An 11,443-nucleotide genomic window follows, 5' to 3' on the forward strand; every position below is an offset into this window, starting at 1 on the left:
TATCCCAACCTGCATCTTTTTATAGTTTAATCAGCCCATAGTGCTTTGACTTTAGCTTGCACTTCTTCATTTTCAAGGAACTCATCATAAGTTTCATCAATACGGTCAATAACCCCATTTTTAGAAACAACTACGATGTGGTTCGCTATTGTTTGAATAAATTCATGGTCATGACTGGCAAAGATAACAGACTCTTTGAAGTCACGGACGCCATCATTCAGACTTGAGATTGATTCCAAATCCAAGTGATTAGTAGGATCATCTAGAAGAAGGACGTTAGATTTCAAAAGCATGAGTTTAGAAAGCATGACACGTACCTTTTCTCCCCCTGAGAGAACACTAACAGATTTATTAACCTCATCCCCTGAGAAGAGCATACGCCCAAGGAATCCACGCAAGAAGGTATCGTCATCTTCACCTTTTTCGGCAAATTGACGGAGCCATTCGAGAATTGATTCACCGGATGAAAAGTCTTTAGAATTGTCTTTTGGAAGGTAAGAACGGCTAGTAGTAACACCCCATTTGATTGTACCTTCGTAGTCAATATCACCGGCAAGAGCACGAATCAATGCAGTTGTTTGAATATCGTTTTGACCGATGATGGCAGTCTTATCTCCTGGTCGCAAGATGAAACTAATGTTGTCAAGAATAGTCTCACCATCCATCTTAACAGTGAGATTTTCAACTGTTAGAAGGTCATTACCAATTTCACGCTCTGCTTTGAAATTGATGAATGGGTATTTACGACTTGATGGGACGATTTCTTCTAGCTCAATTTTATCAAGCATTTTCTTACGAGAAGTCGCTTGTTTAGATTTTGAAGCGTTGGCAGAGAAACGAGCAACGAATTCTTGAAGTTCCTTAATTTTTTCTTCTGCTTTGGCATTACGGTCAGCCTGCAAGCGTGCAGCCAATTCTGAAGATTGTTTCCAGAAGTCATAGTTACCGACATAGAGTTTGATTTTACCAAAGTCAAGGTCGGCCATATGCGTACACACCTTATTCAAGAAGTGACGGTCATGGGATACGACAATGACCGTATTTTCAAAATCAATCAAGAAATCTTCAAGCCAAGAGATTGACTGGATATCAAGACCATTGGTAGGTTCGTCAAGAAGAAGTACATCAGGTTTACCAAAGAGTGCTTTTGCAAGGAGAACCTTGACCTTGTCACCATTAGCCAATTCACTCATGTTTTGATAGTGAAGGTCTTCTGGGATATTTAGATTCTGAAGCAATTGTGAGGCTTCGCTTTCAGCTTCCCAACCACCTAATTCAGCAAAGAGTCCTTCTAATTCAGCAGCACGGACACCATCTTCATCTGAAAAATCTTCTTTCATGTAGATGGCATCTTTTTCTTTCATGATATCGTAGAGGCGTTCATTACCCATGATAACAACATCGATAACGCGTTCTTCTTCATAGTCAAAGTGGTTCTGACGAAGGACAGAAAGACGTTCATCAGGACCAAGAGAGATGTGTCCTGTTGTTGGTTCGATATCACCAGCTAAAATTTTCAAAAAAGTAGATTTACCAGCACCATTAGCACCGATAAGACCATAAGTATTACCTGGCGTGAAGGCAATGTTAACATCATCAAAAAGTTTACGATCGCTAAAACGAAGCGATACATCTGATACAGTAAGCATATAATATCCTTTATTTTTATTCTTAACTACTATTTTACGAGAAATTAGACTTTATTTCAATCGATTTTACAAGGGATTAATAAAGTCATTTGGAACTCTTTGGTAATCTTTTTGGAGGCTAAATCCACGTCCCATAACTGTAGAAGCAGGAACAATGACGATAAAGGCAGTTTCATCTATTTTTTGGATTTCTTCTTGGACTTTTGGAACCTCATGAGTTGACAAGGTAGTCATAATCATATTTTGTGCATGTCCGGTATGTCCACCAAGAACTGGGATTTTTGTTGCTCCTCGATCAGCCACTCTAGTGATGTAGTTTAGGATTTGTTCACTATTTTGCGAAATGATTAGAAGATTTCGTGATGAATTGAGTCCGACCATCATTTTATCAATTGTAAGAGAAACAACTCCAAGTGAGAGAATGGAATACATAACAGTATCAGGAGGAAAGGCAATAGCACTGATTGCGACAATGATTCCATCGACAATAAGTAGTACCATTCCTAGTGGGAGTGGCGTATATTTGTTGAGAATTTGTGTGATAATTCCAGTTCCTCCAGTTGAGGAATTTCCATAAAAGACTATTCCTAGTCCTAGACCTAATACAATCCCACCAAAAATAGCAGCCAACAAAGGTTGTTTGGTGAGTGTAGGTAAGCCCTCAGTTAATTTAATAAAAGTTGGGAAGACAAGAGACCCATAGAAGGTTTTTAGGAGAACTTCGCGACCAAGAAAGAACCAACATAAAATTAACAAAGGGATGGTTGTTGCTAAGACGAAGTTAGCATTATTCCAACCAAAAAGGGCGTTTAAACTAATGGCTAGCCCTCCGACACCACCTGAAGCAATATTATTCTTAACTAAAAGTGAGTTATAGCCAACCGCAGCAATAAAAGAACCGAGTGTAACTAAAAGTATATCTATTATTCGACGTTTCATATATTATCTCCTAGAAATGATATTCTTATTATCAAGTCTTTTTAAGTTTCCGTCAAGTAATGACTATTTTGGTTGTATCTGAGGTTGTGTTTCACGTGAAACTAGAAACATAATCTTGACAAAAATAGATAAAACAATGTAGAATAATAGTCATCAGAAGAGTAATTCTATCCTTTTTTATAGAGAGCTGGTGGTTGCTGAAAACCAGTATGAAGGTGGGATGAATGGGCTGAAGAGAATTGACAATTAACGTGAACACATAAACGTTAGGTTTGGCACCCCTTATCGTGCAACTTCTTTGTTGAGAAGGTTTGAGATGATAACTTCAGAAAGAGTTATCAACTGAGGTGGTACCGCGTATCAAAAGTGATTAACGCCCTCACGCATGTTTTTGCGTGGGGATTTTTTTGTATTAGAGAGGTAATTATATGACGAAACCTATTATTTTGACGGGAGACCGTCCAACAGGGAAACTTCATCTAGGACACTATGTTGGTAGTTTAAAAAATCGTGTCCTTTTACAAAACGAAGATAAATATAACATGTTTGTCTTCTTGGCTGATCAGCAAGCTCTTACGGATCACGCAAAAGAGTCAGAGATCATCAAAGAATCAATTAGGAATGTTGCTTTAGATTATCTCTCTGTAGGTTTGGATCCAGCGAAGTCAACTATTTTCATTCAAAGTCAGATTCCTGAGTTGGCTGAGTTGACTATGTATTATATGAACCTAGTTTCATTGGCACGTTTAGAGCGTAACCCAACGGTTAAGACGGAAATTGCTCAAAAAGGTTTCGGAGAATCGATTCCAACAGGCTTTCTAGTTTATCCAATTTCTCAGGCAGCTGATATCACGGCCTTTAAAGCAAATTATGTTCCTGTAGGTAATGACCAAAAGCCAATGATTGAGCAGACACGTGAAATTGCACGTAGCTTCAATCATACTTATAATTGTGATATTTTGGTTGAGCCAGAGGGAATCTACCCTGAAAATGAAGCTGCAGGACGCCTTCCAGGTCTAGACGGTAATGCTAAGATGTCTAAATCCTTGGGTAATGGTATCTTCCTTTCAGATGATGAGGACACTGTTCGTAAAAAAGTCATGAGCATGTATACGGATCCAAATCATATTCGTGTGGAAGATCCAGGCCAAATTGAAGGTAATATGGTTTTCCATTATCTTGATATCTTTGGTCGCGAAGAGGATGCTACTACAATTGCTGAAATGAAAGAACATTATCAACGAGGTGGTTTAGGAGATGTGAAGACAAAACGTTATCTTCTAGAAATCTTAGAACGTGAGTTAGCTCCAATTCGTGAACGTCGTTTAGAATATGCCAAGGATATGGGAGAAGTTTTCCGTATGCTTGAAAAAGGTAGTCAAGCAGCGCGTGAAGTTGCTGGACAAACATTGGCAGAAGTAAAAGAAGCAATGGGAATTAATTATTTCTAAGAAATAGAAAGTAGGGACTCAAGATAATCTGGGGCCCTATTTTTATTTGGAAAAAGGTTTTCTTAGAATCTTATGCGAAATCTGTTGACAAATCATTTTAGCATGATATGATATTATCAATTAAAAAATAGACTGGGGTTTCTGTACCTCAAAACTTTGAGAAAAGAGGACGATTATAATGTCAAATTGGGACACTAAATTCTTGAAAAAAGGTTACACTTTTGATGACGTATTGCTTATTCCTGCGGAAAGTCATGTTCTACCAAACAACGTCAACTTGAAGACGAAATTGGCTAAAAATTTGACATTAAATATCCCAATTATCACTGCAGCCATGGATACGGTAACAGATAGTAAGATGGCTATCTCAATTGCTCGTGCAGGTGGTTTGGGTGTCATTCACAAAAATATGTCTATTGCGGAACAAGCTGAAGAAGTTCGAAAAGTAAAGCGCTCTGAAAATGGTGTCATCATTGATCCATTCTTCTTAACGCCTGAAAATAAAGTTGCTGAAGCTGAAGAGTTGATGCAACGTTACCGTATTTCAGGGGTTCCAATTGTTGAGACACTTGAAAATCGTAAATTGGTTGGTATTATCACAAACCGTGATATGCGTTTTATCTCTAATTACGATACTCCAATTTCAGAACACATGACTTCTGAAAAATTGGTCACTGCGCCAGTTGGAACAGATCTTGAAACAGCTGAAAGTATTCTTCATGAGCATCGTATTGAAAAGCTACCTCTAGTTGATGAAGAAGGTCGTTTGTCAGGACTCATTACTATTAAGGATATCGAAAAAGTTATCGAGTTTCCTAATGCAGCTAAGGATGAATTCGGTCGTCTTTTGGTCGCAGGTGCTGTAGGGGTTACTTCTGATACCTTTGAACGTGCAGAAGCTCTATTTGGAGCAGGCGCAGATGCTATTGTCATTGATACTGCACATGGTCATTCAGCAGGTGTTCTTCGTAAAATTGCTGAAATTCGTGCCCACTTCCCAGATCGTACTTTGATTGCAGGAAATATTGCAACAGCTGAAGGTGCGCGTGCACTTTATGAAGCAGGTGTTGATGTCGTTAAAGTAGGTATCGGACCAGGTTCTATTTGTACAACACGTGTGGTTGCGGGTGTAGGTGTTCCTCAAGTCACTGCTATTTACGATGCTGCAAGTGTTGCGCGTGAATACGGAAAAACAATTATTGCTGATGGTGGTATCAAATACTCAGGTGATATTGTAAAAGCTCTTGCAGCAGGTGGTAATGCTGTAATGCTTGGTTCTATGTTTGCTGGTACTGATGAAGCACCAGGTGAAACTGAGATTTTTCAAGGTCGTAAATACAAGTCTTACCGTGGTATGGGATCAATTGCAGCTATGAAGAAGGGATCAAGCGATCGTTACTTCCAAGGTGCAGTTAACGAAGCGAATAAACTTGTTCCAGAAGGAATTGAAGGCCGTGTAGCTTATAAAGGTTCTGCTGCTGATATCGTATTCCAATTGATTGGCGGTATCCGTGCAGGTATGGGTTATACAGGTGCAGAAGATATCCAGGCTTTACATGACAAAGCTCAGTTTGTTGAAATGTCAGGTGCAGGGCTTATTGAAAGTCACCCTCATGATGTTCAAATTACCAACGAGGCGCCTAACTACTCAGCTCATTAATAAACAAAAAGTACTTATCTCAGGTAAGTACTTTTTGTTTACAGTGATGTTTACGATAAGTTTACATCACGTTTACGTGGTTAAAACCGTCAGTAGAGGGTTGGACGAAAAAAAGTTGACAACTTATTGGGCGACGATTGTCACATGTGTCAATCACGAAAAATAGAAAAACAAGTCGTTTAATCGACTTGTTTTTCATAAATATCACCATTCTTAACTAAGAAGGTCTTTAAATCAGGTGGTAGGTTACTCAGATGATCAAGTGAAGTTGTCGTCATGAAGGTTTGAACCTCTTCGTCAATACTTTCTAACAGTTTAAGTTGACGGTGATTGTCAAGCTCACTCATGACATCATCGAGGAGAAGAATAGGAAATTCACCTGTTACTTTTTTTATCAGAGCAATCTCAGCCATTTTTAAAGAAAGAATGAGGCTACGTTGCTGCCCCTGACTGCCGAAAGATGCGTTCATGTCATTGATGTAAAATGTCAAATCATCCCTATGTGGACCAACACCAGTGTTCTTTTTGAAGATATCTCTTTTGTGATTTTGCTTTAACGTGGTTAAAAATGATTCGCGAATAACTTTGTTATTTTCCAGTGGGATATTAGATTCGTAGGAGATTTTAAGGCGCTCTATCTGATTTGAGAGGTTACTATGATGTCTATCTGCCTCCTCCTCTAATTGCTTGATAAATTCTAGTCTATGTTCGATAACTCGTGCTCCAAAATCGGAAAGCTGTTCATCTAACACTGAGAGGAAATTAATGTCTACATTGTCAGTAGATTTGAGATAGGCATTACGTTGTTTGAGTACATGATTATAACTTGATAAGTCTGAGAGATAAACAGGCTTAATCTGTCCTAAATCAATATCTATAAATTTACGTCTCAGGCTTGGAGATCCTTTTACAAGTTGTAAATCCTCAGGAGCAAATAGTACCACAGTCATGTGACCGATATAATCGGATAATTTAGCTTGTTTGAGGTGGTTAACCTTTGTTATGCGTCCTTTATTAGATAAACTGATTTCCAGAGGTAGCTTCCCACTATGACGATGCACGATGCCGTTCAGTTTGAGAGTATTTTGTTGAAATTGAATCAGTTCTTTATCTGAACGGGTCCTATGACTACGTGTCAATGCTAGAAAATAAATGGCCTCAAGAATATTTGTTTTTCCTTGGGCATTGCGACCAAGAAAAATATTGAGATGAGGTGAGAAGCTCACAGAGGCTTCAGTATAATTTCTAAAGTGTTGAATATCAATTTTTTCGAGCCACATAGTTAGGTTCCTGGGAAACGAACGGGTTTTCGTTTAGTTTTATTGCTTTCTTTTGACGGATGTGCTTTTTGTTTCTTTTTATTATCCTGATTCATTTTTTTAACAATGGCAGCAACACGTGCTTTTTCAGCGACTTCTTTTTGATGTTCTTCAATTTCATTTGTCGTAGGAGCTACAATCGTTATTTCAAGTTCCTCAGACGGAATGGTAATAACATCTCCATAACGAAGTTTTTTTCCACGACGTTTCTCATCCTCACCGTTGAATAAAACGGTATTATTAGCTAAAAATCCTTTAATAGCCCCGCCACTATGAATGATACTTAATTCTTTTAAAAGTGCCTGCAGTGTGATGTATTCATCAAATAATTTATATTCCATAGTACCTCAACTTTCTCTTGAGATAAGATAGCATAAAAATGGTATAATTGGAAGCATAAACTTTTTAGAGGTTATCAATGAAAATTGCTGATGGTGTCTATGTACACTTTATTCCAACACAAAAATATAAAACTAATCGTATTGTTTTTCGAATGACAGGTTCTTTGAATAAACAAACAATTGCTAAACGAGCCCTAGTTTCACAAATATTGGCTACAGCCAATCAGACGTATCCAACAGTACAGTCTTTTAAAGAGAGACTAGCTTTTCTTTATGGAACACAGTTGTCAACTAGAGTGTCAACTAAAGGATTGACACATAGTGTTGACATCGAGTTGACATATCTGAAAGATGCCTTTATCCCTACGAATGATGGATTGTTTTGGGAAGTGCTAGGATTTTTGAAAGAGTGTCTTTACAAGCCACTGTCAAGAGTAGCTCAATACCAAAATAAAGTATTTGACATAGAAAAACAAAATTTAATGACCTACCTGGACGTTGATACAGAGAATAATTACTATTACAGTGAAGTTAAAGGAAGAGAGCTTTATTTTGTAAACGAGGGATTGAAAGTTCCCAAATATGGTCAAGCAGAACTTGTTGAAGTAGAGACCTCGTTTACAGCTTATCAAGAATTTCAAAGCATGTTGACAAGAGATCGTATTGATATCTTTATCGTTGGAGAATTTGATGATTATCAAGTACTCCAAGCGTTACATCGTTTTCCTTTGGAGGGACGTCAAGTTGATTTACAGTTTAGCTATAGTCAACCTTATGTCAACGTTGTGAAAGAAAAGATAGAACCTAGACAGAGTAGTCAATCTATTTTACAGCTAGGGTACCAATTTCCGTGTCAATATGGAGATAAAGATTACTTTGCTTTAATTGTATTCAATGCCATGTTCGGTGAATTTGCCCATTCAGCCTTGTTTACAACACTTCGAGAAAAGGAAGGGTTGGCTTATTCAATTAGTAGTCAATTTGATATCTTTACAGGTTTACTGGAAGTTTACGCTGGAATTGAAAAATCTAATAGAAATCAGGCTATGCGAGGAATTAGTAGAGAATTGAATTACATTAAATTAGGACGTTTTTCAAGTTCTCTCCTGAATCAAACCAAAAAAATCATACGAATGAATGCCCTACTCTCTGAAGATCATGCCTTAACATTAGTGGAACAACGTTTTAATAAGGTGATTTTTGGTGATAAAAGTCTTTCATTGGAGAATTGGTTAGATGAGATTGAGAAGGTTACTAAAAAAGATGTTTGCCGTGTAGCACGTCAAGTTAAGCTACAGAGTTTGTTCTTTTTAGAAGGAGTGTCTTAGAATGGCTGCTTTGAAGAAACGTTATTATCAAAAAATTGATGAAGAAGTTTATTCAGCAATTTTAGATAATGGTATGTCTTTATCAATCATTAAGAAAAAAGGATTTGTAGAAAAAGCCGCCTTTTTGTCAACAAATTTTGGAGCGCTAGATAATCACTTTTATATTGATGGTGAGTCACAATCTTACCCTGCAGGTATTGCTCATTTTCTTGAACACAAGCTATTTGAGGATGAGCAGGGAAGGGATGTGACATTGGATTTTGTCAAGCTTGGAGCTGATGTCAATGCTTTTACAACCTTGGAGAAGACAACATATTATTTTTCTACCCTTGACCACTTTGAGGAGTCTTTAGAGCTTTTATTAAAGTTTACATCGAGCTTTACAAGTTCTGAAGATGCTGTCAACCATGAAAAAAGAATTATTGAACAAGAAATAAATATGTATCAGGATGATCCTGACTACAGAGCTTATCTAGGTTGTTTACAAAGTTTGTATCCTAATACTATATTAGATAAAGACATTGCTGGAAGTGTTGATAGCATTGAAGAAATTACTGTAAAGGATTTAAAAGATAATTTTGATTGCTTTTACAGACCAGCAAGCTGTCATCTCGTCTTAGTGGGCGATTTTGATGTTGAAAATATTTACACTTTTGTCAATGAAAAACAAAGTAAGTTTACACCACCTGAGAGAATAGTCGAGAAAGAAAAGCACCTCATTGAGTCAGATATCCAAAAATTAGATAGTCTCCAAATGGAGATATTCATCTCAAAACTAGCCATTGGTTTTAAGAGTGTTCCTTTTACTGATAATCGTATGAGAGAAAACATACTGGTACAGTTATTGTTCAATTTACTGTTTGGCTGGACGTCTCCTTATTATCAAAATTGGTATGCTGAAGGAAAAATAGACGAGTCTGTGTCAATTGAATACGAGGTATCTAATCGATATTCATTTGTCATTATGACTATGGACACTGCAGAACCGATTCGTATGTCAAGTTTAATTCGTCAGGTGATGACATCGGCAGATAAAAAACGATTGTTGACGGAAGAAGCATTGGATTTGCAAAAGAAAGCTTTGTATGGTGAATTTTTACGTAGTCTAGATAATATCCAGAATTTAGGAAGTCAGTATTTAGCTTATTTTGAGAATGATAAAACATACTTTGATTTTGGTCAGGAACTGATGAGCATTACTTCCAAGGATTTGAAGGATTTTTTGAATCACTATCTCTCAAATATAGAGATTACCGATTTTGTTGTCTTCCCTAAATAAGTGATTATTTGCTATAATAGAGACACGAAAACAAAGAAGAATATTAGAAAGGGGAAAAATGAAGTTACACTCTCTAGGTGAGCAATTACGTGCAGCACGTATAAAGAAAGAATTAAGTTTATATGATGTAGAAAAAATTTCTGGAGTAGAAGCTCAGTTTCTTCTGGCTATGGAAATGGATCAACTTAAAGCTTTGCCAGAGGACATTCAGAAAGAAGCGCTTGAAAAGTATGCCACTTCGGTTGGTTTAGATGGAAAGCGTCTGTTTGAGGAGCAGAGACAGAACGAGCAAAAACTAAAAAAAGAAAAGAAAACAGTTGAACGTAAGGAAGAAAGCTTAGCTACCAAAGCTCCTATGTCACGCTTTTTAAAGCATAAACGTGAAGAAAAAAGAAAGTCTAACTATCTACCTTTACTAATTCTTAGTGCGGTTTCGTTACTTATCATTTGTTCAGTAGGTTATATTATTATTAGACATCTTTCTAATCAACCTCATGTGATAAAACCGAATACTATCTCTACAGTTAATCATCTATCAACGGCTAGTAAGGCTAAATCGTCACGAAGCATTTCTGAGGTTACCGTTTCAGGGGCAAATGTAACAACGACAACTCAAGGAAATCAACTAATGGTTGATTTCTCCAATGTAAATTCTTCAGTAGTTTTAGATGTGGAGTTATCAAAAGATAGTGATGACACATGGTTTTCAGTAGATAACTCAGATACTTCAGAGAGTTACCTCCTTTCAAAAACGAAAAATTCAAAATACTCTTTAGATTTTTCTGATAAAACTAAACCAACTCAAATTATTATTGCTCAATCTTCAAAAGTAACTCTAAAGGTAAATGGGGAGTCACTTGATTTATCTCAATTAGATAAAAATACCCCTAGCTACCTCACATTAAGAATCCAATAGAATCGAGAAGAAATGTTTAAAAAAGAAAATTTACCTAATTTATTGACACTTGCTAGAATTATTTTGATTCCTATCTTTTTACTGATGACATCACTTGCGTCAAGTAATGTCATGCATATTGCTGCGGCGGTTGTCTTCGCTATTGCCAGTATTACAGATTATTTAGATGGCTATTTGGCACGAAAATGGCATGTTGTTACTAATTTTGGGAAATTTGCAGATCCATTGGCAGATAAGATGCTAGTGATGTCAGCATTTATTATGTTAGTCGGTATTAATCAAGCGCCAGCCTGGGTGGTTTCAGTTATTATCTGTCGTGAGCTTGCAGTCACAGGTCTTCGTCTTTTATTAGTGGAGAACGGTGGTACAGTTCTCGCTGCAGCTATGCCTGGTAAGATTAAGACAGTGACCCAGATGTTATCTATTATTCTATTATTGTGTCATCTGCATTTTGTAGGAACAATTATGCTTTATATTGCTTTGTTCTTTACAATTTACTCAGGCTATGATTATTTCAAAGGTGCAGGTTTCTTATTTAAGGATACTTTCAAATAGTACGAT

Annotated in this window: 10 protein-coding genes and 1 other annotated feature; of the genes, 6 read left to right on the top strand and 4 right to left on the bottom strand. The window is 37.0% G+C overall.

Annotated elements, in window-relative coordinates:
- Positions 1–26: 26 nt before the first annotated feature.
- Both ADH51_RS09465 and ADH51_RS09470 read right to left on the bottom strand, forming a co-directional pair.
- Complete coding sequence (locus ADH51_RS09465) at positions 27–1,649, bottom strand: ABC-F family ATP-binding cassette domain-containing protein (RefSeq protein ID WP_048676439.1); 1,623 nt, start codon at positions 1,647–1,649, stop codon at positions 27–29.
- Positions 1,650–1,715: 66 nt separating this feature from the next.
- The gene (locus ADH51_RS09470; RefSeq protein ID WP_002883963.1) at positions 1,716–2,588 is read right to left on the bottom strand and encodes a YitT family protein; all 873 of its coding nucleotides are present in this window, start codon (positions 2,586–2,588) and stop codon (positions 1,716–1,718) included.
- Positions 2,589–2,732: 144 nt separating this feature from the next.
- Positions 2,733–2,972 (top strand) — a binding site (T-box leader).
- Positions 2,973–3,016: 44 nt separating this feature from the next.
- Here ADH51_RS09470 and trpS point away from each other — a divergent pair.
- Both trpS and guaB read left to right on the top strand, forming a co-directional pair.
- A complete protein-coding gene (trpS, locus tag ADH51_RS09475; protein ID WP_048676442.1) occupies positions 3,017–4,039 on the top strand; it encodes a tryptophan--tRNA ligase in 1,023 nt (340 codons plus the stop codon).
- A gap of 178 nt (positions 4,040–4,217) precedes the next feature.
- Entirely contained in the window at positions 4,218–5,699 is a 1,482-nt protein-coding gene (gene guaB / locus ADH51_RS09480) for an IMP dehydrogenase (RefSeq protein ID WP_048676445.1), read from the top strand.
- A 179-nt stretch (positions 5,700–5,878) separates the two neighbouring features.
- Here guaB and recF read toward each other — a convergent pair whose 3' ends face one another.
- Complete coding sequence (recF, locus tag ADH51_RS09485; protein WP_048676448.1) at positions 5,879–6,979, bottom strand: DNA replication/repair protein RecF; 1,101 nt, start codon at positions 6,977–6,979, stop codon at positions 5,879–5,881.
- Between the two features lie 2 nt (positions 6,980–6,981).
- A complete protein-coding gene (yaaA, locus tag ADH51_RS09490; RefSeq protein WP_014635201.1) occupies positions 6,982–7,359 on the bottom strand; it encodes a S4 domain-containing protein YaaA in 378 nt (125 codons plus the stop codon).
- A 77-nt stretch (positions 7,360–7,436) separates the two neighbouring features.
- Here yaaA and yfmF point away from each other — a divergent pair, with 77 nt between their 5' ends.
- From yfmF to pgsA, 4 genes are read left to right on the top strand one after another with little or no spacing between them, the layout of a single operon-like run.
- Positions 7,437–8,687 carry an EF-P 5-aminopentanol modification-associated protein YfmF gene (gene yfmF / locus ADH51_RS09495; RefSeq protein WP_048676451.1) on the top strand — a complete coding sequence of 417 codons (1,251 nt, stop codon included), beginning with the start codon at positions 7,437–7,439 and terminating at the stop codon, positions 8,685–8,687.
- Between the two features lies 1 nt (position 8,688).
- A complete protein-coding gene (yfmH, locus tag ADH51_RS09500) occupies positions 8,689–9,966 on the top strand; it encodes an EF-P 5-aminopentanol modification-associated protein YfmH (protein ID WP_048676454.1) in 1,278 nt (425 codons plus the stop codon).
- Positions 9,967–10,024: 58 nt separating this feature from the next.
- Positions 10,025–10,882, top strand: a complete 858-nt coding sequence (locus ADH51_RS09505) for a helix-turn-helix domain-containing protein (protein WP_048676456.1) — start codon at positions 10,025–10,027, stop codon at positions 10,880–10,882.
- A gap of 12 nt (positions 10,883–10,894) precedes the next feature.
- Positions 10,895–11,437 (top strand): CDP-diacylglycerol--glycerol-3-phosphate 3-phosphatidyltransferase, encoded by a 543-nt coding sequence (gene pgsA, locus ADH51_RS09510; RefSeq protein ID WP_048676458.1) that lies wholly within the window; start codon positions 10,895–10,897, stop codon positions 11,435–11,437.
- The last annotated feature ends 6 nt before the right edge of the window (positions 11,438–11,443 follow it).

The organism is Streptococcus sp. 449_SSPC (assembly GCF_001073005.1).
Classification (GTDB): domain Bacteria; phylum Bacillota; class Bacilli; order Lactobacillales; family Streptococcaceae; genus Streptococcus; species Streptococcus salivarius_F.

Excerpts from the sequence above, each read along its gene's own strand:
- ADH51_RS09465 (WP_048676439.1), bottom strand. The coding sequence starts at position 1,649 with ATGCTTACTGTATCAGATGTATCGCTTCGTTTTAGCGATCGTAAACTT.
- ADH51_RS09470 (WP_002883963.1), bottom strand. The coding sequence starts at position 2,588 with ATGAAACGTCGAATAATAGATATACTTTTAGTTACACTCGGTTCTTTT.
- trpS (WP_048676442.1), top strand. The coding sequence starts at position 3,017 with ATGACGAAACCTATTATTTTGACGGGAGACCGTCCAACAGGGAAACTT.
- guaB (WP_048676445.1), top strand. The coding sequence starts at position 4,218 with ATGTCAAATTGGGACACTAAATTCTTGAAAAAAGGTTACACTTTTGAT.
- recF (WP_048676448.1), bottom strand. The coding sequence starts at position 6,979 with ATGTGGCTCGAAAAAATTGATATTCAACACTTTAGAAATTATACTGAA.
- yaaA (WP_014635201.1), bottom strand. The coding sequence starts at position 7,359 with ATGGAATATAAATTATTTGATGAATACATCACACTGCAGGCACTTTTA.
- yfmF (WP_048676451.1), top strand. The coding sequence starts at position 7,437 with ATGAAAATTGCTGATGGTGTCTATGTACACTTTATTCCAACACAAAAA.
- yfmH (WP_048676454.1), top strand. The coding sequence starts at position 8,689 with ATGGCTGCTTTGAAGAAACGTTATTATCAAAAAATTGATGAAGAAGTT.
- ADH51_RS09505 (WP_048676456.1), top strand. The coding sequence starts at position 10,025 with ATGAAGTTACACTCTCTAGGTGAGCAATTACGTGCAGCACGTATAAAG.
- pgsA (WP_048676458.1), top strand. The coding sequence starts at position 10,895 with ATGTTTAAAAAAGAAAATTTACCTAATTTATTGACACTTGCTAGAATT.